Origin of the sequence: Xanthomonas hortorum, from assembly GCF_040279205.1 — a bacterium.
Lineage (GTDB): Bacteria > Pseudomonadota > Gammaproteobacteria > Xanthomonadales > Xanthomonadaceae > Xanthomonas > Xanthomonas hortorum_F.
Genome location: NZ_JBEOLS010000025.1, coordinates 42,561 through 63,561, shown reverse-complemented (window position 1 = coordinate 63,561; position 21,001 = coordinate 42,561). Strand labels below are relative to the sequence as shown.

Genomic DNA, 21,001 nt, shown 5'->3' with positions numbered 1-21,001 from the left:
CAGTGGAGCGGCCGATTCATTTGTTGATGGACCGTGCTTACGAAGGCAACGAAACCCGCCAGTTAGCGCTCGATCTTGGCTTCGTGCCGGTGGTCCCGCCGAAATCCAATCGGGTCGAGCCTTGGGAGTACAACCGGCAGATGTACAAGCGGCGCAACGAAGTGGAGAGACTGTTCCGTCGCTTGAAAGGCTACCGCCGGATTTTCTCGCGCTTCGAGAAGCTGGATGTCATGTTCCTTGGATTCCTCAGCTTCGTCCTAGTCGTTGATGGGCTTCGGATGTGTTAACAGGCCCTAACTTGGTAGTGGGGTGGCGTTTGCTGTTGATCGGCGATCAACATACCGCGCCGGTCATGGAGCCGGACGCGTTCGCTTGCTCTCGCCACGGCAACGGTCGGAACAGTACCTCACCTCGTCCCACACGCGTTCCCACTTCTTGCGCCAACGAAACGGCCGCCCGCAGTGCATGCAAGGTTTTTCCGGCAGCTCGTGTTTCTTGCGCATGGCCATGCGGGCTTCAGACCTGACGGAACATGGATGGGAGCAGGGGTGAGCCAAGCATGTCATGTTGAGCGACGTGACGTAGCTGTCTTCTTAGCTGCGTAGGTCTCAAGCCGCTCAAACATAACGTAGGTACCTTTCTGCCATTCGCGCCGGACCAGGCAGTTCCCCCTCTGCCTTGCACGGGAGAAGGGGCGCAAAGCGCCGGATGAGCGCGCGCTCAAAGCGTGTCACCTTCTGCGTGGTCTTGCCGCAGGAATAGCGGGCGCCACGCGGCTGATCAACAACACGCCACGCCCCACCGTGACCCGCAGCGCATCGCCGACAGAAAAACCGCATTGCTCCAACCAACGCCCGGACAGCCGCAGCTTGGGTACCGCGCAGCCAACCACATCTTCGGCACGCCGCACGTTGTAGTGCTGGCGGCTCATGGTGACCTGGTCCGGGATGCGGAAGTACGGTTTGCGTAAGGGCGGCGTAGGCGCAAGCGATGGATCGATCGATGTCTCATCAGTAGTACTGGTGAAGACCGGACTCTGCTTTGCCGTCTTGCGTACAATGGAGGCGCGTTTGGCGGGCGATGCAGAGCTTGCACGGGCTGTTGCTTTGGGACGTGTCATATCGAACTCCTTGTGCGATAGGAAGTCCGCCGCATCGCTGTCAATCGAGGTGGCGGACGGCATGCGGTTGACAGACCGGCCACAAGGTACCGGCAGACCTTTCGGTCTCCGCACACCGCCCGCCATAGAGCGGGCACGCTCCCCAACGCAGACATCGGGCAAAGAAAAAGCGCCGACATCGTGCAATGGGCGCTGGTGCGCCTTGTGGTTTCGGACTGTCAAATCCGGCTGCGGAATGTGCCGCAGCAAAGAGATCTTGCTACTCGCCGGTGGATCGAGTCAATACATGACAACACGGCTTTCAACTGATCTCTCGGATGTGGCGTATCGTTGCACCCAAAGACGACTTCGTTATTCCAATACGAGAAAGCGATGACTTCCAGTGCCGCAGCACCAGACCGTACGATTCCACTGCTCCCAGGCCGCTCGATCGAACGCACGGTCGCCTTCTACCGTCGGCTTGGCTTTGTCGGCGACGCGCATCCGCACGATGCGGGGTACGCGATCCTGACGCGTGGCGAGGTGGAGCTGCATTTCTTCGCACACCCGGACCTTGACCCTGCTGCCTGCTATGCGGGGTGTTACATCCGGGTTGGCGATGTCGATGCGGTCTATGTCGCCATGCGTGGCGCTGGACTTGCGGCACATGGCATTCCACGGCTGGATCCTGTCGGGGACAAGCCTTGGGGGATGCGGGAGTTCGCGATTGTCGATGAGAACGGCAACTTGATCCGGGTGGGTCAAGTGATCAAGACCTGACTCGATGGCAAGGCCTGGCAGGACGAAAGGGAGTCATGCGTGAGCAGGGCCGCGGGAGCTACTTGCACGGCACCCGCTTGAAGGTGAAATCGATGGTGCGCGGCTGTCCTCCCACAGTGCCTTCGATGCGGGCTTGCATACGCCCCTTTGCCAGTTCTTGGTAGGACACCTGCTCCGGGAAATCGTGATCCGGTGCCTGGAAGGAGGCAAAGTTCTGGCCAGATTTGGACAGTTTAAATGTCGTTTCGGCTTGCCCAGATGGCAACGCCACGAACTCCAGCTGCCCACTGCCGCCCAGTTGCAAGCGCATGAACTCGAACTGCACAGTCCTTCCGCCCCGCACCGTGCGACTCATGCCAAGCATGGTCCCGCCCGCAGGTGGCATCCAGTGCTCTATCGATCCTTCTTCTTGATTCTCTGCGCGCCAGCATCCTGCAAGCCAGTCAACATCCTTGAGCGCACCACTTGAAGATGCTTGGGCAGTTTGGGCGAATGCGATTGCAGCCGCCAGCAAGAGGCTGTTTGAGTAGCGCATGTGTATGGATCCAGCGTGTGGAGCATCCGTTCTAACTCAGCTTCTACAGCAACCTTTGCACGTCTGCTGGACTTCCAGCATGCAGCGCGGCATACGCGTGCTGTAATGCCTCCACAAAGCGCGCATCACCGGAAAGCGAAGCAAAGACTGCATCCACAGCGAGGAACGCCGCGACATCATGGCTGGCATCGCCGCTAGTCGAACGCCCGATGTCGCTTAGCACATCGCGCAACGGATCGACCAATTCCACGCCGTGTCCTGCCTGCCTGCGCACGAAGTGCAACCACGCTGCGACCGGCAGGCATAGGCGGTCGATCCGTCGTCCGGCATCCAATGCATCGCCGATGGCGGTGAGCAAACGTACGGGAATCTTCTGCGAGCCGTCCCAGGCGATCTGGGCGAGCAGGTGGCGGATGGCGGGGTTGCGGAAGCGGGCCAGGATGGCGCCGCAGTAGTGCTGCGGGTCGAAGCCTTGCATTGGTTGCAGGGTGGGGGCGATGTCGTCGCGCATCAGGGTTTCGACAAACGCCGCCAGTTGCGGGTGATGCATGGCGTCTGCGACGGTCTCCAACTCCAGCAGGCTGCCGAGATAGGCGAGCGCGGAGTGCGGGCCGTTGAGCAGGCGCAGTTTGGCGCGTGCGTAGCCGGCGATGTCGTCGCTGAGGGTGACGCCTGCGCGCTCGAAGGCGGGGCGTCCATTGCAGAAGCGGTCTTCGATCACCCACTGGGTGTAACGCTCGCGTTGAATCGGCCAGGCGTCGTGCAGGCCGGTTTGCGCGTGCACCTGCGCGCGCAGTGCGTCGTCGGTGGCGGGGGTGATGCTGTCGACCATCGAGCGCGGGAAGCTGACGTGCCGGTCGATCCAATCCGCAAGCGCGGGATCGTTCTGCTGTGCGAGCAGCAACACCGCGCGTCGTAGCAGGTTGCCGTTGTCTTGCAGGTTGTCGCAGCTGAGGACGGTGAACGGCGCGGTGCCTTGCTGCCTGCGCTGCCGCAGGCCGGCGACGAGATAGCCGATGGCGCTGCGCGGTGTGGCCGGATTGGCGATGTCGTGCGCGATATCGGGGTGGGTGAGGTCGAGGGTGTCGCCTGCGAGGCAATAGCCCTTCTCGGTGATGGTGAGAGTGACCAGGCGCACGGCTGGGTCGGCGAGGCGTGCGAGCACCGCAGCTTGTTCGTCCGCGGCGCACAGCACTTCGCGGATGGCGGCGATGATGCGCAGTTGCGGGTGTTCGTCGAGCAGGGCGAGGGTGTAGAGACCGTCTTGTGGGCCTAGGGCGTCGCGCACGTGTGGGCTGTGTAGCGAGACGGCGCTGATGGCCCAGGTGGGGTCATGCGCGAGTAGGTCGTCGATGTAGACGGCCTGGTGGGCGCGGTGGAAGGCGCCTGCGCCTAGGTGGACGATGCCGATGGTGGTTGTTGCTGGGTCGTAGTTGGGTTTTAGGATTGTTTTGGGTAGGTGCGGAAGGGTGGCTAGGGAGAGTTGTGGGATTGGCATGATTTGTTTGGAATAGTCGGTGCTGCACGTTCGCGTGGTGGCCGTACCCTCACCCCACCCCCTCTCCCGACGGGAGAGGGGCTTTTCGCGGCGGCTTCTTGGGGCGCGATTACTCGTCGGTGACGGTGAAGCGTTGTTTGCTGCGGATGTCTGCGCTGGAGGCGCCGATTTGCACTTCGTAGGCGCCTGGGTCCACGGCGTACGCTTTGCGTTGCTCGTCGTAGATGCGCAGGGCGTCTTGCGCTTTGATGGTGAAGCGCACCTGCCGTTGTTCGCCTGGTTGCAGGGTGATGCGCTGGAAGCCGTGCAGTTCCTTGATGGCGCGTTCGCGTTGTGGCTTCAGCGGATGCAGATATAGCTGCACCACTTCATCGCCCGCGCGTTGGCCGGTATTCTTCAGCGTGACCGTGGCGGTAAGCATGCCATCGGCTGCAACCGTGGTGCGATCGAGGCGTAGATCCGAATACGCAAATTGCGTGTACGACAGGCCGTGGCCGAACGGGTACAACGGTTTACCCTGGAAATAGCGATAGGTGCGGCCGCGCATGGCGTAATCGTCGAAGGCGGGCAGGCGCTCGGCTTCCTTGTAGAAGGTGATCGGCAAGCGGCCGCCGGGACTGGCCTGGCCGAACAGCACATCGCCCACTGCGCTGCCGCCGCGTTGGCCGGGGTACCAGGCCAGCAGGATGGCGGGCACGTGTTGTTGCGCCCAGTCGATCGCCAGCGCCGAGCCGGTGGTCAGCACCGCAACCACCGGCGTGCCGGTGGCCTGCAGTGCCTGCAACAACTCGCGCTGCGGTTTGGGCAGGCGCGTGTCGGTGCGGTCGCCCCCGGCAAAGCCGGGATAGTTGACGTCCATCTCCTCGCCTTCCACATCGCCAGTGAGGCCGCCGACGAATACCACCACCTCAGCGTTGCGTGCGGCGTCCACGGCCTCTTGCAGCGGCGGCTTGGCGCCGGGCATGCGCCAGGCCAGCCGCACGCCGGCATCGCGCGTGGCTTCGAAGTACTCAACGCGCAGGTCGTAGGCCTTGCCGCCCTCCAGCGCCACGCTGGCGTTGCCGCCGCGCATGCGCGGGGCGTCGCTCCAGTAATCGATGAGCAGCTTGCCGTCCAGATACAGGCGCACGCCATCGTCGGCGGCCACTTGCAACTCGTAGTTGCCCGATACCGGTGGCAGCAGCTGGCCATGCCAGCGCACGCTGAAGTCGTCCTTGTCGAGCGCGCGGTCGGCATGCAACTCGCCACGGCCGACCGCATCGTCTGTGGGTGCATTGCGATCCCAACGGAAGGCGATGCGCGGGTCGATGCGGGTCAGTACCGGCGTGCCGGCCAATGCGCGGCCTTTGAAGTATTCGCCGGTCAACCCGTTCTGTGTGGCGCCAGCAGCCGGACGCAGATAGCGCGTATCGATCGGTGCAGCGGCATTGGGATCTTCGCGCCCTTCCACCAGGTCGCTGCCGCGCGCGTAGACCACCTGCGCCTGCGGTGCGGCGTCGCGGATGCCTTGCAGGATGGTGACCGGCGCGGCCGGCGTGCCGTAGTAATTGCCCAGCAGCGACATCGGGTCGTCGGCGGTGGGGCCGATCACGGCGATGCGCTTGAGCGTGGGTTTGAGCGGCAGCAGGCCGTCGTTCTTCAGCAGCACCAGCGATTCGCGCGCGGTGCGGCGCGCCAGTGCATCGTGCTCTGGCGATTGATTCACCGCCGCAGGAATCTGCGCCCACGGCACCTTGGCCGGCGGATCGAACATGCCCAGCCGCATGCGCGAGGTCATCAGGCGCTTGAGCGCGGTATCGATGGTGGCCTCGTCGATCAAACCGGCACGCACTGCGGCCGGCAACGCGGCATAGGTATCGCCGCAATCCAGGTCGGTGCCGTGCTTGACGCCGAGTGCGGCGGCGGCTTCGGGCGTGGGGACGATCTTGTGGTTCTGCCAGATATCGCGGATGGCGGCGCAGTCGCTGACGATGTAGCCGTCGAATCCCCACTCGCGGCGCAGGATGCCTTCCAGCCGCGTGCTGGCCGAGGCGGATTCGCCGTTGACGCGGTTGTAGGCGCCCATCACCGCAGCGACCTTGCCCTCCTGCACCAGCGCCTGGAACGCAGGCAGATAGGTTTCGTGCAGATCGCGTTCGCTGGGATGCACATCGAAGTGATGACGGTCGGCCTCCGGCCCGCTGTGCACGGCGAAGTGTTTGGCGGTGGCATCGAGCTTGCGATACGGACCTTGCTGCGCCTGCAGACCTTGTACGAAGGTCACGCCCATGCGCGCGGTGAGGAACGGATCTTCGCCATAGGTTTCCTGCCCGCGTCCCCAGCGCGGGTCGCGAAAGATGTTGATATTGGGCGACCAGAAGGTGAGCCCTTGATAGCGCTTGTGTTCGCCGCGTGCCAGGAACGCGTGGTGCTTGGCGCGCGCTTCGTCGCTGATGGCAGTGGCCACCTCGGCCATCAACGGCGTGTCGAAGGTGGCCGCCAGGCCGATCGCCTGCGGAAACACGGTGGCGCCGCCGGCACGCGCCACGCCGTGCAGCGCTTCGTTCCACCAATCGTATTCGGGCACCTGCAGGCGCGGGATCGCCGGGGCGGCGTTCTGCATCTGCGCGGCCTTTTCTTCCAGCGTCATGCGCGACACCAGATCGGCAGCGCGGGCGTCGAAGGGGCGTTGCGTGTCCAGATACGGCGGGGGTGTTGCGGCGTGCGCAGTGGTTGCGGCAAGTGCAATCGCCAGCAGCACGGCGCGTGCGCGTGCTCGGGGTGTGCGAGCAACGGATGGTGCGAAGTGCGAATGCATGGTCAGTCCTCCTTGGTGCGGTCCGGTTCCAGCTGGGCAAAAGGCCCGATCATGCTGCCGACGAAGCCGCCGGCCTGTGCGGTGCTGAGCATGCCCGCATCATCGTTGCGGCGCAGCGATTGCCAGCCGCGACCATCTGTGTCGAAGGCGAAGCTGTAGGCGCCGCCGTCGCCGCTGATCTGCAGGCGCAACTGTGTGGTTGCCGGTATGCGGGTGCGTGCGAGCGTGGTGGTTTTTACGCCATCGCGCTTGTCCACAAATACTTCCAGCACATCTCCGTTGCGTCGCACGCCGAGTGCATACCACGCATTGGAATTTTGAAAGGCGGCAAGCCCGGCACTGATGCCGGCCTGCGTAGGTACCGCCAACGCGGTGCTCGCGGTAAAGCGCGTGTGTTGCTGGCGTCGCGCGAGGAAGGCCGGTGTGGCGGTGCTGTCCAGGCCGTGTGCGCTGGCATGCAGGGTCAACCAACCGGCGCGTGCGCGCAGGTCGGCCACATCGTGTTTGGGCACACGTAAATAGAGCCATTCACGCTGTAGCGAGGTGCTGGCAAAGTCATCGCGCCAAGTGAAGTTGCCCGACAACGGTGCTTGATCGGCGGGTGTCTTCCAGCCGCGCGGGCTCTGTGCGTGATACGGAATCGGCTCGCCGGCCGGCAGGATCGACGGCCAGCCATCGCGCCATTGCACCGGCAGCAAAAAGGTTTCGCGCCCGGTGTTGTAGCGCTCGCCCGCATACGGCCGGCTGGCCAGAAACACCGCCCACCATTGCCCATCCGGCGTGTCCACCAGATCCACATGGCCGGCGTTGCTGATCGGGTGTGCGCGCTCGGCCGGCAGGTCGCGTTGGGTCAGGATCGGGTTATGCGGCGAGGCTGCATACGGCCCCCACACGTTGCGGCTGCGCAGCACCACTTGCGAATGCTGCGGCCCGGTGCCGCCTTCGGCACACGAGAGGTAATACCAACCGTCGCGTTGATACAGGTGCGGGCCTTCGATCCAGATCGGCTTGCTGGCCAGATCCACGCCACCGTTGAGCAGCACCTTGCGCGGACCAATCGGCTGATTGCTGGCGAGATCGAAGCGTTGCATCCAGATCGCGCGATGGCCTTCGTACAACGGCGTGCCTTGCGGCGGGCCATTGTTGAGCAGATAGGCGCTGCCATCGCTGTCAAAGAACAACGACGGGTCGATACCGTCGATGCTCGGCAGCCAGGTCAGTGGCGACCACGGCCCTGCGGGGTTGCTTGCACTGGCGATAAAGTTGCCACCGCTATCGACCGACGTGCCCACCACATAAAAGCGCCCGTCGTGATGGCGAATGCTGGCGGCGAACATGCCGCGCGAGACACCCAGGCCATCGTAATTCAACTGCTCGCGGCGCTCGACCACGTTGCCGATCTGCGTCCAGTGCACAAGATCGGTGCTCTCGAACACCGGGATCGCCGGGAAATACGCAAAGGTGGAATTGACCAGGTAGTAGCGCTCGCCCACGCGCGTCACGCTGGGGTCCGGGTAGAACCCGGCCAGCACCGGGTTGCGGTAATGGCCGGCCGGCAACGGTGTGGCGAACACCGCATCGTCGCCGCGATAGTCGAACCAATCGAAGGCGACATCGGCTTGCGCTTGCGCCTGCACATTTGCAGGCGCGGCCACGGCAATCAGCAGTGCCGCAAGCACGGCCGGCAGCAGGCGCATCACCAGTCCCACATCGCGCCGTCTTCCAGGCGAGCAACCGGCAACTGCTTGGGCACGTAGGGATACTTCGCGGCCAGTGCTTCGTCGATGTCTACGCCGTGCCCGGGTGTCTCGCCGCAATGCAGGCGGCCATCGCGGAACACGTAATCGTGCGGGAACACCGCATTGGCCTCGTCGGAATGGAACATGTATTCCTGGATGCCGAAGTTGGGCACCCAGGTGTCGAAGTGCAACGCCGCGCCCATGCACACCGGCGACAGATCGGTTGCGCCGTGGAAGCCGGTGCGCACCTGATGCAGCGCGGCGAAGTCGGCCAGCCGCCGCACATGAGTGATGCCGCCGGCATGCACGATAGTGGTGCGGATGTAGTCGATCAACTGCTGCTCGATCAGATGCTTGCAATCCCAGAGCGAATTGAACACCTCGCCCACCGCCAGTGGTGTGACTGTGTGCTGGCGAATCACTTCGAAGGCGCGCTGGTTCTCGGCAGGCGTGGCGTCTTCCAGCCAGAACAATCGGTACGGCTCCAGGTCGCGGCCCAGGCGGGCGGCCTCGATCGGGGTGAGCCGGTGATGCGCATCGTGCAGCAGCTCGATCTCATCGCCATGATCGTTGCGCAGTTGCTCAAACAATTTTGGCACCACGCCGAGATAGCGTGGCGTGGACCACACAGTTTCGGTCGGCAGCTCGCTTTCGGCCGGTTCGTAGGGTTTGCCGCCGCTGGAAATGCCGTAGGTCTTCTTGATGCCGGGCACGCCGCACTGCGCGCGAATCGCGATAAAGCCGAGCTCGCGAAAGCGACCGACTTCCTCGCTGGTTTCGGCAATATCGCGACCATTGGCATGGCCGTACACCAGCGCACCTTCGCGCGAGCGCCCGCCGAGCAATTGATACAGTGGCATGCCGGCCATCTTGCCCAGGATGTCCCACAGCGCCACGTCCACCGCGGCAATGGCGCTCATCGTCACCGGGCCGCGCCGCCAGTACGCGCCGCGGTAGAAGAACTGCCAGATGTCTTCGATGCGGCCGGCATCGCGGCCGATCAGGTTCGGCACCAGGTGTTCCTGCAGATACGCCGCCACCGCCAGTTCGCGGCCATTGAGCGTGGCATCGCCCAGCCCGGTGATGCCCGAGCGGGTGCGGATCTTCAAGGTGACGAAGTTGCGCCCGGGGCAGGTGACGATGACCCGCGCCTCGACGATCTCGCGATCGCGGGCCGAGCCTTGCAGCGGAGCAGGGGAGTCGGGAGTCTGTGACATCGGGGTCTCGCTCATGGGGAAGAAGCGGCAGTGATGGAGAGTTCGAACGGGCCGGCGGGCAGGCCGCTGCGGTCGTACAGCGTGCACACCGGGCTGTCGGCCCAGCAGTAGCGCACGCGTGTGGCATCCAGGCCGGCAGGAATGCGCACGCCGATGGCGCGCTCGCGCAAGGTGGCGGCGGCATAGCGGCAACTGCCGGGTGCAGCACCACACACTTCGAAGCCGATCGGTGCATCGGCGCTGTAGCTCAGCAATGCGGTGTCGACGTCGTCGAAGTCGATGCGCAGTGCGTCGCCGTCACGCCGCACGCCACGCGGCACCGGGCCGGAAGGTGCAATTGCCTCGCCATACACCACATGTCGCGCTGCACGCGCCAGGCGCCGGCCCAGTTCCTGCTTGTTGGCCGGATGGATGTCGTAGCGGTCGCCGATATCGATGGCCACCGCCAGGCCTGCATGCGCATCGTTGGCAACGAAACGGCGTTGTGCCTCGCGCAGTTGCGCCCAACCGCTTTCGATCGGCTGCGTGGGCGGCGCGCCGTAGTTGGCCAGTTGCACGATCAGCAGCGGCAACTGCGCACCGAAGCGTTGCCGCCAATCGCGTTGCCAGGCCGTGAGCAAGGCCGGGTAATGCGCGGCATCGCCGGCATTGGATTCGCCCTGGTACCACAGCACGCCACGCAGGCCGAGCTGGCCGAGCGGAGCGATCATGCCGTTGTACAAGGTGGTCAGCCCGGCCGCCGACGACCACGGCGCGCGCGGTGGCGAGCCCAGTTGCGGCGGCACGATGCGGTACTGCCAGGGCGCATCCAGCGCTAGCGTGCTGCCATCGGCAAACTGCAGCGCACGCGATTGCGCATCGCCCAGCAGCCCACCGCGCCGATAGGTGTTGAGCACATTGAGCACGATGCTGTTGCGCCCGGCATGCAGGCGACCGCGCGGCAAGCTGTAACGACGCGGCTGATCGGCGCCGTAACTGCTGCCCACGCCGCGCCCGTTGACCCATGTCTGGTCCAGCTCGTCCACAGGCCCCAGCAGCAAGGTGGCGTCCTGTGCGGCCTGCGCCTGGGTCAACTCGATGCTGGTGCGATACCAGACCACGCCGTTGAAGCCGACCAACTGCGGCACGCCCCAGTCATCCCACGCGCCCAGCGTGCCTGGTGCGGTTTGCCAATCGCCGGGCGCATCCGGTTGCCAGGGCTCGCCTTCACCGTGCGCATGCCACCAGGCCTCCCACAGTGCGCCCCAATGTGGCGCGGCATCCACCGGGTCGCGTGCGTAACGCGCAAGCACATCCAGTGCCGGGCCGTCATCGCCGGCAGCACGCAATGCGTTCTCGCCGATCCAGGCCTGCAGTTGCGAGCCGCCCCACGAGGCGTTGATCAAGCCCATCGGCACATCGACGGTCTTCTGTAACTCACGCGCGAAGTAGTAGCAGGCCGCAGAGAAGTCCTTCACCGTCTCCGGCGTGGTGAGCTGCCACGCCGCATTGCCGCCGAAGCCGCGCTGTGGCGTCGGGCTGGATTGCGCAGGTACCTTGAACATGCGAATGCGCGAGTTGCCGGCGTCGGCGATCTCGCTGCGCGAATCCAATGTGCGATGCACCTGCAATTCCATATTGGATTGGCCAGAGCACAGCCACACATCGCCGATCAGCACGTCGTTGACCTGCTGTGCCACGCCCTTATTCGTGCGCGCGCTCAAGGTATACGGGCCGCCAGCGGCATGCGCAGGCAGGCGCGCTTGCCAATGACCTTGCCGGTCTGCGCGTGCCTGCACCTGTTGCGAATCCAGTTGCACGCTCACGCGCGCGCCAGGGGGTGCGTCTCCCCACACGCGGATCGGCGCATCGCGCTGCAGTACCACATGCTCCTGAAACAGCGCATGCAGCAGCGGTGCGTCGGCTGCATGCGCGATGCGTGGTAGCAGCGACGCCAATAGCATGGCGATGACCACGGGAAAACCACGCAGGCTCATTTCGGATTCCCCGGCGCATACGGAAATTTCAATGCCTGGTAGTACGTCAACGGATGCGCCGGTGGCGCCGTGCCGGCAGGCAACGGCCGCCCGGACACGCTCTGGAAGTAGGCGATACTGGCATCACGCCACCACTGCGCCTCGTCCTGCTGGATCGCCAGGAAGTTCGCCACCTGCTGATAACGCGGTGCATCGATCTTGCCGGCAAGCCCCTGCCAGGTGGCACGCATGGCACGCACCTCGTCCACGCCATGGTCGTAATGCCACACCAACTCGTCCCACAACGGCCGCCCGGAGGCCATGCGGTGGTCCCAGGGCACATGGTGGAACCACAGCAAATCGCGTTCCGGCACGCGCTGTACATCGCCGAACATGCGCGCCACCGGCTTCGTGTATTGCGCCACCGCATTGCTGCCGCTGGCACTGCGGTCGAAGCCGATGCCGTTGCGGTCGGCGCGGTGGTAGTACACCGGGTCCCAATCCGGGCGCTCGCTGCCTGCATCCCATGGTGCCGGACCGTAGTGATGGCCGCGTCCCATCAGATGATGCAGGCCAAGCGGCGTCATGTAGTCCACCACCGCTTCGCGCGAGCGCAGCATCATGTCGACCACGGGCGTGACCACGGCAGCATCGTTGGAAAACGTCATGCATACCCATTCCTGCGCGATCGTCTGCGGCGACAGGTCCGGGCTCCAGGCCAGCCGCCCGTACGCATACCAGTTGGCCTGATCGAAGATCGACCCGCTCCAGTTGCGGTCCGCGCCGATGTTGGCCACGCCGGCAATGCCGGTCAGCCGCGTGCGTTTGGCATCGTTGAAGAGCGTGCCATCCACGGTCTTGGCAACGGTGGAGCCCTTGCCGCGCGCATAGGTATCGGCCTGTAGGGTTTCGGCAAACAGCGTGCCCAGGTAGGCCAGATGCGTCGAAAAGCCCAGGTACTCCTTGGTGATCTGAAACTCCGGCATCAACGGCGTCTTGCGCATCGCGCCGAACAGCGGATGGAACGGCTCGCGCGGCTGGAAGTCGATCGCCCCGTTCTTGACCTGCACGATCACGTTGTCGCGGAACTGGCCATCCAGCGGCACGAACTCGCTGTACGCCTGCTTGGCGCGATCGTCCGGCTGCTCATGCGAATAGACGAACGCGCGCCACATCACCACACCGCCATGCGGCGCCAGCGCGTCGGCCAACAGGTTGGCGCCATCGGCATGGCTGCGCCCGTAATCCTGCGGGCCGGGCTGGCCTTCGGAATTGGCCTTGACCAAGAAACCGCCAAAATCCGGAATGCGCGCGTAAATCGCGTCGGCTGTGTCGCGCCACCATTGCTGCACCTGCGGATCCAGCGGATCGGCGCTCTTCAAACCACCGATCTCGATCGGCGCACTGAAGCGCGCGCTGAGAAACACACGAATGCCGTAGGGACGAAAGACCTTGGCCAGTGCCGCGGCCTTGTCCAGATACTGCGGTGTCAAGCTCCATGCCTTGGCATTGACGTTGTTGAGCACAGTGCCATTGATGCTCAGCGATGCATTGGCGCGTGCGTAATCGGTGTAGCGCGGGTCCAGATAGCCGGGCAGGGTCTGCCAGTTCCATAACGAGGCACCGGCATAGCCACGCTCGACCACGCCATCCAGGTTGTCCCAATGATTGAGCATGCGCAGCTGCAGCCGCGGCGACTCGCGCACATTCAGTGCGGTGAGCGATTGGCCGGTCTGCAGCAGGCGCAGGAAGTGAAACGCGCCGTACAACGCGCCGATGTCGCTACCGCCGACGATGGCGGTGATGCGATGCCCGCCCACGCTGACGCTGCGGATCAGATAGCCCTCTCGGCCCAGGCCGGTGGTCTGCAGCTTCAATGCAGCGATCTGCGGCGCCGTGGCTGCGCCCAATACGATCGCACCATCGCGGGTAATCGCAGTGGCCGACCGCGGCGCGCTGCCAAGCAGGCCCGACAGCCCGCGCTGCAACTCGTCACGTGCTGCGTGCAGGCTCGGCGAGTCGCCAGCGACGATCAATTCACTCGCGCTATCACGCAGCTGCGCCGCATTGGCCAGCGGTTGGTAGCGCAACCATAAATCATAGCCATCTTCGGCTTGCGCACTGGTGCTGGCCAGCGCCAACCCGCACAGCAGCAGCATCGCCAGCAACCACTGCCATGAGAACGCGCGGCAATCCGCGACGCGGCGACCAGTCAAACATCTGCTCATACGGCATGCTCCATCGGCGCGAACGCACGCAGCCGTGTATCGCCGCTGTGCCTGCTTCCCGGTACCATGCCTCGCATCGTCACGCATGCATGCGGCGCTTGCGTTCTCACTGCAGCATGTGTGCATCGTGCAGATTCGCCACCCACTTGAAGAGGCCACGCTTGGAGAAGGTCAGGAAATCGGTCCGCCGCACCAGCCGCGCGATCACCATCAATGAGGTGGCGGCGCTGGCGAAGGTCTCGCCGATGACGGTCTCGCGCGTGGTCAACAACAACGGCAGCGTGCGCGATGCCACCCGTGCGCGCGTGCTGCGCGCGGTGGACAAGCTCGGCTATACGCCCAACCTGGCCGCCAGTGCACTCGCCGCCGCGCAAAGCTTGCGTATCGCGTTGATCTACAGCGACCCCAGTGGCGCGTATTTGCGCGAGTTGCTGCTGGGCGTGTTGCGGGTGGCCTCGCGCACCTCGATCCAGTTGGTGATCGACTGCTGGGACGACCTGGATGCCGACGCCGAACGCCGTGCCGCACGCAAGCTCGCCAAGGGCGTGGCCGGGGTGATCCTGCCGCCGCCGCTGTGTGAGTCCAAGGCCGCGGTACTGGAGCTGGTACGCGCCAAGGTGCCGGTGGTGGCGATCGCCTCCAACCACTTCAGCCCGGATGTCGCCTGCGTGCGCATCGACGAATTCGCCGCTGCCAAGGAGATCACCGAGCATCTGATAGCGCAGGGGCATACCCGCATTGGTTACATCGCCGGGCATCCCAATCTGTCCGCCAGCGCACGCCGTTTCGAAGGCTTTCAAGCGGCGCTGTCCAATGCCGGCTTGCGCCTGGATCGGCATCTGGTGCAGCCGGGTGACTACACCTACAAATCGGGTCTGGTCGCTGCGGAAAAATTGCTGGCGCGCAAACGCCGCCCCAGCGCAATCTTCGCCAGCAACGACGATATGGCCGCCGCCGCGATCTCGGTCGCGCACCGGCGCGGGCTGGATGTGCCGCGCGATCTGTCGGTGGTCGGTTTCGACGATACTTCCGCCGCCACCGCAGTGTGGCCCGAACTCACCACCGTGCAGCAGCCTATCGCCGCCATGGCCGACGCCGCACTGGATATCCTGTTGAAGACGATTCGTGCCAAGGAGCGTACGGCGAAGATGGTCGATCATGTGGTCGCGCACCTGCTGGTCAAGCGGGATTCGGTAGCCGCACCGGCAGCGCCGGATGCAGCAGAACAACCGTAACGCTGCACGCGGCCATGCGCGCAGGCAGTAGATGATCGCCCGCGTGTACAGACGATCATCTGCACAGCATCAACGCGTCAGATACTGATTGATCAGGTTCTCGTAGGCTTCCTGACGGCCACTGAGTTGCTTTGGCGCATTGCCGGCCGCGTGCTGGGCCACATCCACCAGCGTGCTGGTGCCATCGGCGAATGCCGCACCGGCGCCGCTGTCGAAGCTGGCGTAACGCTCGGCGCGCCACTGTTCCAACGGCGAGGACGTCAGCAGCGCGTTGGCCACTTCCAGCCCACGTGCGAACGCGTCCATGCCGCCGATATGCGCCAGGAACAGATCCTGCGGGTCGGACGACTCACGCCGCACCTTGGCATCGAAATTCAAGCCGCCCGGTGCCAGCCCGCCCTGACGCAGCACCACCAGCATCGCGCCGACGGTGTCGTACAGGTCGGTCGGGAACTGGTCGGTATCCCAGCCGTTCTGCGGGTTGCCGCGGTTGGCGTCGATGCTGCCCAGCAGGCCGGCATCGGAAGCCACCTGCAGGTCGTGCTCGAAGCTGTGGCCGGACAAGGTGGCGTGGTTGGCTTCAATATTGAGCTTGAAATCCTGATCCAGGCCGTGCTGACGCAGGAAGCCGATCACCGTGGCGCTGTCGAAGTCGTACTGGTGCTTCATCGGCTCCATCGGCTTGGGCTCGATCAGGAAGTTGCCGGTGAATCCGATCGCACGGCCATAGTCGCGTGCCAGGGTGAGGAAGCGCGCCATATTGTCCTGCTCGCGCTTCATCTGCGTGTTGTGCAGGCAGGCGTAGCCTTCGCGGCCGCCCCAGAACACGTAGTTCTCGCCGCCCAGCTCGACGGTGGCATCGATCGCGGCCTTGACCTGCACCGCCGCACGCGCCACCACATTGAAGTCCGGATTGGTCGAGGCACCATTCATGTAGCGCGGGTGCGAGAACAGGTTGGCGGTACCCCACAGCAGCTTGACGCCGGTATCGGCCTGGCGCTGCTTGGCGATGCCGACCATGTGCTTGAGGTTGCTCTCGTACTCACCGATGTCGTCCGCATCCGGCGACAGATCGATGTCGTGGAAGCAGTAGTACGGCACGCCGAGCTTGGTGAAGAATTCGAATGCGGCATCGGCCTTGGCTTCGGCACGATTGAGCGCGGTGTTGCCCACATCCCACGGATACGCACGCGTGCCCGGGCCGAACGGATCGGCGCCGTTGCCGCAGAAGCTGTGCCAGTAGGCCACCGCAAAGCGCAGATGCTCGGCCATGGTCTTGTCGCCGATCTGCTTGTTGGCGTCGTAGACCTTGAAGGCCAGCGGGTTGTCAGAGTCGCGGCCTTCGAAATCGATCTTGCCGATGCCGGGGAAATATTCTTTGGCGCCGATGTAGACAGTGTTGCTCATACGGTCGAACTCCTGAGAATGTTAGCGCTACCAAAATCGCGACTGAAAAAAGCCGCGCCATGCAGCGAAGCCGAAGATGCCATGCCGATCCCGAGTGAAGCGGTCTGCCGGACTTTACCCAGCCCGGCGCAGAAAGGCTTGCTGCGCTGCGAGATGTCCGCCGTGCAACCGGCCCCGCGGCGCACCGCGCAGCCGTGATGGGCTCGCTAGCCATGCGGCACGGCGAACGACCGCAGCACGCCCCACCTACAAGCAACTGACCGCTCATTCAGCCGCACGCGCCGCGCCCCGGCCCGCCGCGCGCGGGGCAGCTACAATGGCCGGCTTATGACCGCTGTCCTGCCGCTGCCGCAACCCCTGGCCGACCCTGCGCCGCGCGACCCGCGCCAGCGGTTGCAGCGTGAGCAGCTGCGCCTGGGCAAACGCCTGCAGCGCCAGGTGGGCCAGGCGATTGCCGATTTCGGCATGATCGCCGCCGGCGACAAGATCATGGTGTGCCTGTCCGGCGGCAAGGACAGCTACACCTTGCTGGACATGCTGCTGCACCTGCAGCGCAAGGCGCCGGTGCCGTTCACCCTGGTGGCGGTGAATCTGGACCAGAAGCAGCCAGACTTTCCCGCGCAGGTGTTGCCCACCTATTTGCGTGGCCTGGACGTGCCGTTCGACATCGTCGAGCAGGACACCTATTCGGTGGTCAGCCGGGTGATTCCGGCCGGCAAGACCATGTGTTCGTTGTGCTCGCGGCTGCGGCGCGGCGCGCTGTATGCCTACGCGCAGGCGCACGGCGTGACCAAGATCGCGCTCGGCCATCATCGCGACGACATCGTGGCCACGTTCTTCATGAACCTGTTTCACCACGCCCGGCTCGCGGCAATGGCGCCCAAGCTGCGCAGCGACGATGGCCAGCATGTGGTGATCCGCCCGCTGGCCTATGTGCGTGAAGCCGACATCGCCGCCTACGCGCAGGCACGCCAGTTCCCGATCATTCCGTGCAACCTGTGCGGCAGCCAGGAAAATTTGCAGCGCCAGCAGGTCGGCCGCATGTTGCAGCAATGGGATCGCGAGCAGCCCGGGCGGGTCGAACAGATCGCCCGCGCGCTGGGCGATGTGCGGCCCGAGCAACTGGCCGACCGCACCCTGTTCGATTTCCTGTCGCTGGGCGGCTGCAATGACGCAGCATCGCCCGATCCCGATTCCAACGCCTGGCTCGCCGCAAGCGATATCACACACGACAGCGACTGACGCGGCCCATCCGGCCGCCGTCGGTCTTCCACCCTCCACGTTTCCTCCTCTTCGGTCTTACGCATGTTCTTTCGCAATCTCACCTTGTTCCGCTTTCCGACCACGCTGGATTTCTCCGAAATCGACACGCTGCTGCCGCAAGTGCAGCTCAAGCCAGTCGGCCCACTGGAAATGAGCTCGCGCGGTTTCATCTCCCCGTTCGGCCGCGACGAGCAGGAAGTGCTCTCGCATCGTCTGGAAGATTTCCTCTGGCTCACCGTCGGTGGCGAGGACAAGATCCTGCCCGGTGCGGTGGTCAACGACCTGCTCGAGCGCAAGGTCGCCGAAATCGAAGAGAAGGAAGGCCGTCGCCCCGGCGGCAAGGCCCGCAAGCGCCTCAAGGACGACCTAATCCATGAACTGTTGCCGCGCGCCTTCGTCAAGAGCTCGCGCACCGATGCCATCCTGGATCTGCAGCACGGCTACATCGCGGTCAACAGCTCCAGTCGCAAGAGCGGCGAGAACGTGATGAGCGAGATCCGCGGCGCGCTCGGCAGCTTCCCGGCACTGCCGTTGAATGCCGAAGTCGCCCCGCGCGCCATCCTCACCGGCTGGATCGCCGGCGAGCCCCTGCCCGAAGGCCTGAGCCTGGGCGAAGAGTGCGAGATGAAGGATCCGATCGAAGGCGGCGCGGTGGTCAAGTGCCAGCATCAGGAACTGCGCGGCGAGGAGATCGACAAGCACCTGGAATCCGGCAAGCAGGTCACCAAGCTGGCGCTGGTGCTGGACGACAATCTGTCGTTCGTGCTCGGCGACGATCTGGTGATCCGCAAGCTCAAGTTCCTCGACGGCGCATTGGACCAGCTCGAACACAGCGACGACGACGGCGCACGCGCCGAACTCGACGCCCGCTTCGCGCTGATGAGCGCCGAAGTGCGCCGCCTGTTCCTGTTGCTGGAAACCGCGTTGAAGCTGAGCAAGGCGGAGTAAACGGAACGTCGAACAGTGGCGTCGTTGAGGGGCGATTGGGGGTTTAAGTCAAACGCCTGGATGGTCGAGGGCGCGGTGTCCTCACCGCTTGCGGGACACGCCGCAAGTACGTCCATGTAGGCTCGGTGGCGGCATCCATGCCGCCACACGGTCCCGCAATCGGTGAGGACACCGCACTAGACAGTTTGCTGGTTGCTTGAAAACATGCACACCGACCATCTCGACAGGTCCTTGCCCGCCCACCGTCGCGGGACCTTACTCGGCATGGATGCCGCGTAAGAGCCTACAGGGACGTACTTGCGGCGTGTCCCGCGATGGTGGGCGGGCAAGGGCCCTACAGCCAAGCCGCAGATCAGCCGCCCAACAACCGACGCATTCACACCGTTCAATCACCTCTCAAGGTGACCGAGAGCTACAGGGTCTTACTTGCGGCGTGTCCCGCGACGGTGGGCGGGCAAGGGCCCTGCAACCAAGCCGCAGATCATCCGCTCCACAACCGACGCATCCACACCGTTCAATCACCTCTCAAGGTGACCGAGAGCTTCAGCATCGTCTGGATGTTGCCAAGCCGAGCTGGTTGAGGGCGCGTTGAGCTGCGCGTTGCGCATTGCGCCAGGGATGGCGTGATGGATGCAGTGCCACCACAGATCACGCGCGCGCCGTCATCGGATGTCTCAATCATTCCATCTCACCACCTGACACATCGCAGCGCTATCCTGTGCCCATGTTCAAGCCCGTCCGCCGCCTCATCGCGCCCACACCGCAGCTTGTCGAACGCGACTGCGTGCGTCTTGAACTGGAGGGGCGGCAGATCGAGGTGTTGCGCGTGCGCGACCCGCGTGCGCGGCGCATCAAGCTCAGCGTGGACGAACGCGGCGCCCGGCTGACGCTGCCGATCCGCGCCAGCCTGATTTCCGGCGAACGTTTTTTGATGGCGCACCTGGAGTGGCTGAGCACGCAGCTGTCGCGCTATCAGCAGGTGGATGCCTTCCCCGCGCTGGAGCGTGGCGTGCCGGGGCTGCTGCCGTTACGCGGCGCCTTGCTGCCGCTGAGCTGGCACGACGGGCGCTACGCACGCATCGACATCACTGATGACGGCGCGCAATTCCATGTGCCCACACGACTGGGCGATGCAGGTCTGCGCCGCACGCTGAAGGAATTTTACGAAGCGCAGGCACGTGCCGACGTCGGCCGTTGGCTACCGACTTATCTGCCCGGCTTGCCGCGCGCACCGGCACGGGTGCGGCTGAAGGTAATGTCCTCGCAGTGGGGCTCGCTCGCACCGGATGGCTCGATGGCGCTGGATCTGGCGCTGGTACTCGGCCGCCCGTCCGCGTTCGAGTACGTGCTGGTGCACGAGCTCTGCCATCTGGTACAGGCCAATCACTCGCCCGCGTTCTGGGCCGAAGTGGAACAGCGCTTTCCTGCCTGGCGCGACGAACGCAGCTATTTCCACGAACACGGCCGCCAACTCAAGGCGCAGTTGCGGCGGTTGTTGCAGGCGGAGTGACCGGCGCTTTATTAGTGACTTTGATGATTTTTATAGCGCTACGCCGGATTGTTGCAATAGAGCCAGGGTCGCCTTCTGGAATGACGTAAGCGTTTTCTGGAGAAAGGAGGATTAGCTTGCCCTTCGTCACTTTTCCGTCAGGATACTCGATCTGAACTAGGAGCTCACCGCCTACACCATAAGCACGCAAACCTTTGGAAAGTAGTTCAACCATGGGCTTTTGCCAAATTGCGGCGAGTGAGCACAAAGTCACTATTAGCGCTACAGCTGATTTTATTCTGCGCGTTCGTGATGCGTGGAGTAAAGACGCAAGATAAAGGGCGGCTACCGCCGAGAGAGCCAGTGGGGGAAAAGTTCGCTCGAAACTCCAGCCACTTTTGTAAATTTCGCCAAAGAAAATTAACCAGCACAAAATGTTAATAAATCCAAAAAATATAAAATTGGATCTCGGAAATTTTTTGTTTTTAATCCATTCGGCTGCAGGAATAAAGAAGCCAAAAAGCGCTATGCCTGCCAACATCATCATCAACTCGGTCGTTACATAGAAAACCGTCATTCCAAATACGCCCTCTTTAAATAAATCATATGAAAAGAAATCGTACTCGGACATCATTATTATAAATAAAGTGCGTGAATATGTGGCTATAAAAATAAATAAAGAAATAACCCAGACTAAAATTAATTTAGCCCTGCTTAGCCAATTCTTAGATTTTTCGCTAGAAGGATTTAGGCTTTAATTCATGTTAAATGGAGTTTGTTTTTAGGGGGATTTTATAATTTAAATAAACTG

18 protein-coding genes are annotated in these 21,001 nt (G+C 63.6%); 6 read left to right on the top strand and 12 right to left on the bottom strand.

Annotated elements, in window-relative coordinates; genetic code table 11:
• Positions 1-287, top strand: a 287-nt coding sequence (locus ABS769_RS11900; RefSeq protein WP_317063009.1) for a transposase, incomplete at its 5' end; no start/stop codon positions are given.
• Between the two features lie 63 nt (positions 288-350).
• Here ABS769_RS11900 and ABS769_RS11895 read toward each other — a convergent pair.
• Both ABS769_RS11895 and ABS769_RS11890 read right to left on the bottom strand, forming a co-directional pair.
• Positions 351-509 carry a DUF2256 domain-containing protein gene (locus tag ABS769_RS11895; RefSeq protein WP_084217951.1) on the bottom strand — a complete coding sequence of 53 codons (159 nt, stop codon included), beginning with the start codon at positions 507-509 and terminating at the stop codon, positions 351-353.
• 221 nt (positions 510-730) lie between these two features.
• On the bottom strand, positions 731-931 hold the full coding sequence (locus ABS769_RS11890) for a SymE family type I addiction module toxin (protein WP_317061422.1): 201 nt from the start codon (positions 929-931) through the stop codon (positions 731-733).
• Between the two features lie 561 nt (positions 932-1,492).
• On the opposite strand from ABS769_RS11890, the gene ABS769_RS11885 reads away from it, so the two are divergent.
• Positions 1,493-1,879, top strand: coding sequence for a bleomycin resistance protein (locus tag ABS769_RS11885; RefSeq protein ID WP_317061423.1), 387 nt, complete (start codon positions 1,493-1,495; stop codon positions 1,877-1,879).
• A 58-nt stretch (positions 1,880-1,937) separates the two neighbouring features.
• Here ABS769_RS11885 and ABS769_RS11880 read toward each other — a convergent pair whose 3' ends face one another.
• From ABS769_RS11880 to ABS769_RS11845, 8 genes are all read right to left on the bottom strand, one after another.
• Positions 1,938-2,414, bottom strand: a complete 477-nt coding sequence (locus ABS769_RS11880; protein WP_317061424.1) for a DUF6265 family protein — start codon at positions 2,412-2,414, stop codon at positions 1,938-1,940.
• Positions 2,415-2,457: 43 nt separating this feature from the next.
• A complete protein-coding gene (locus tag ABS769_RS11875; protein ID WP_317061426.1) occupies positions 2,458-3,912 on the bottom strand; it encodes a mannitol dehydrogenase family protein in 1,455 nt (484 codons plus the stop codon).
• Positions 3,913-4,021: 109 nt separating this feature from the next.
• Positions 4,022-6,709: a glycoside hydrolase family 3 protein gene (locus ABS769_RS11870; RefSeq protein ID WP_317061427.1), complete on the bottom strand. Its 2,688-nt coding sequence runs from the start codon at positions 6,707-6,709 to the stop codon at positions 4,022-4,024.
• A 2-nt stretch (positions 6,710-6,711) separates the two neighbouring features.
• Positions 6,712-8,406: a glycoside hydrolase family 43 protein gene (locus tag ABS769_RS11865; protein WP_317061428.1), complete on the bottom strand. Its 1,695-nt coding sequence runs from the start codon at positions 8,404-8,406 to the stop codon at positions 6,712-6,714.
• On the bottom strand, positions 8,406-9,665 hold the full coding sequence (manD, locus tag ABS769_RS11860; protein WP_317061429.1) for a D-mannonate dehydratase ManD: 1,260 nt from the start codon (positions 9,663-9,665) through the stop codon (positions 8,406-8,408). The genes ABS769_RS11865 and manD overlap by 1 nt, the downstream gene beginning before the upstream one ends.
• Before the next feature lie 11 nt (positions 9,666-9,676).
• Positions 9,677-11,641: a sialate O-acetylesterase gene (locus ABS769_RS11855; RefSeq protein WP_317061430.1), complete on the bottom strand. Its 1,965-nt coding sequence runs from the start codon at positions 11,639-11,641 to the stop codon at positions 9,677-9,679.
• Positions 11,638-13,779, bottom strand: a complete 2,142-nt coding sequence (locus ABS769_RS11850; protein ID WP_430544154.1) for an alpha-glucuronidase family glycosyl hydrolase — start codon at positions 13,777-13,779, stop codon at positions 11,638-11,640. The genes ABS769_RS11855 and ABS769_RS11850 overlap by 4 nt, the downstream gene beginning before the upstream one ends.
• Positions 13,780-13,954: 175 nt before the next feature.
• Entirely contained in the window at positions 13,955-14,116 is a 162-nt protein-coding gene (locus ABS769_RS11845) for a hypothetical protein (protein ID WP_023905715.1), read from the bottom strand.
• Here ABS769_RS11845 and ABS769_RS11840 point away from each other — a divergent pair.
• Positions 14,067-15,083, top strand: coding sequence for a LacI family DNA-binding transcriptional regulator (locus ABS769_RS11840; protein WP_317061432.1), 1,017 nt, complete (start codon positions 14,067-14,069; stop codon positions 15,081-15,083). The genes ABS769_RS11845 and ABS769_RS11840 overlap by 50 nt on opposite strands.
• A gap of 69 nt (positions 15,084-15,152) precedes the next feature.
• Here the strand turns inward: ABS769_RS11840 and xylA are convergent, their stop codons facing one another.
• Positions 15,153-16,490 carry a xylose isomerase gene (gene xylA, locus ABS769_RS11835; protein ID WP_317061433.1) on the bottom strand — a complete coding sequence of 446 codons (1,338 nt, stop codon included), beginning with the start codon at positions 16,488-16,490 and terminating at the stop codon, positions 15,153-15,155.
• 327 nt (positions 16,491-16,817) lie between these two features.
• Here xylA and ttcA point away from each other — a divergent pair, with 327 nt between their 5' ends.
• The 3 genes from ttcA to ABS769_RS11820 all read left to right on the top strand — a co-directional run bounded on the left by ttcA (position 16,818) and on the right by ABS769_RS11820 (position 20,211).
• Positions 16,818-17,732 carry a tRNA 2-thiocytidine(32) synthetase TtcA gene (gene ttcA / locus ABS769_RS11830; RefSeq protein WP_317061434.1) on the top strand — a complete coding sequence of 305 codons (915 nt, stop codon included), beginning with the start codon at positions 16,818-16,820 and terminating at the stop codon, positions 17,730-17,732.
• Positions 17,733-17,795: 63 nt separating this feature from the next.
• Positions 17,796-18,701, top strand: coding sequence for a recombination-associated protein RdgC (locus tag ABS769_RS11825; protein WP_006451137.1), 906 nt, complete (start codon positions 17,796-17,798; stop codon positions 18,699-18,701).
• Between the two features lie 724 nt (positions 18,702-19,425).
• Positions 19,426-20,211, top strand: coding sequence for a YgjP family zinc-dependent metalloprotease (locus ABS769_RS11820; RefSeq protein WP_317062253.1), 786 nt, complete (start codon positions 19,426-19,428; stop codon positions 20,209-20,211).
• Here ABS769_RS11820 and ABS769_RS11815 read toward each other — a convergent pair.
• Complete coding sequence (locus ABS769_RS11815; RefSeq protein ID WP_317062252.1) at positions 20,174-20,821, bottom strand: hypothetical protein; 648 nt, start codon at positions 20,819-20,821, stop codon at positions 20,174-20,176. The genes ABS769_RS11820 and ABS769_RS11815 overlap by 38 nt on opposite strands.
• Between the last annotated feature and the right edge of the window lie 180 nt (positions 20,822-21,001).

Coding starts and splice junctions, on each gene's coding strand:
- ABS769_RS11880 (WP_317061424.1), bottom strand. CDS start 2,414: ATGCGCTACTCAAACAGCCTCTTGCTGGCGGCTGCAATCGCATTCGCC.
- ABS769_RS11820 (WP_317062253.1), top strand. CDS start 19,426: ATGTTCAAGCCCGTCCGCCGCCTCATCGCGCCCACACCGCAGCTTGTC.
- ABS769_RS11895 (WP_084217951.1), bottom strand. CDS start 509: ATGGCCATGCGCAAGAAACACGAGCTGCCGGAAAAACCTTGCATGCAC.
- ABS769_RS11875 (WP_317061426.1), bottom strand. CDS start 3,912: ATGCCAATCCCACAACTCTCCCTAGCCACCCTTCCGCACCTACCCAAA.
- ABS769_RS11815 (WP_317062252.1), bottom strand. CDS start 20,821: ATGTCCGAGTACGATTTCTTTTCATATGATTTATTTAAAGAGGGCGTA.
- ABS769_RS11850 (WP_430544154.1), bottom strand. CDS start 13,779: ATGCTGCTGCTGTGCGGGTTGGCGCTGGCCAGCACCAGTGCGCAAGCC.
- xylA (WP_317061433.1), bottom strand. CDS start 16,490: ATGAGCAACACTGTCTACATCGGCGCCAAAGAATATTTCCCCGGCATC.
- ABS769_RS11870 (WP_317061427.1), bottom strand. CDS start 6,709: ATGCATTCGCACTTCGCACCATCCGTTGCTCGCACACCCCGAGCACGC.
- ABS769_RS11865 (WP_317061428.1), bottom strand. CDS start 8,406: ATGCGCCTGCTGCCGGCCGTGCTTGCGGCACTGCTGATTGCCGTGGCC.
- ttcA (WP_317061434.1), top strand. CDS start 16,818: ATGACCGCTGTCCTGCCGCTGCCGCAACCCCTGGCCGACCCTGCGCCG.
- manD (WP_317061429.1), bottom strand. CDS start 9,665: ATGTCACAGACTCCCGACTCCCCTGCTCCGCTGCAAGGCTCGGCCCGC.
- ABS769_RS11885 (WP_317061423.1), top strand. CDS start 1,493: ATGACTTCCAGTGCCGCAGCACCAGACCGTACGATTCCACTGCTCCCA.
- ABS769_RS11855 (WP_317061430.1), bottom strand. CDS start 11,641: ATGAGCCTGCGTGGTTTTCCCGTGGTCATCGCCATGCTATTGGCGTCG.
- ABS769_RS11825 (WP_006451137.1), top strand. CDS start 17,796: ATGTTCTTTCGCAATCTCACCTTGTTCCGCTTTCCGACCACGCTGGAT.
- ABS769_RS11890 (WP_317061422.1), bottom strand. CDS start 931: ATGAGCCGCCAGCACTACAACGTGCGGCGTGCCGAAGATGTGGTTGGC.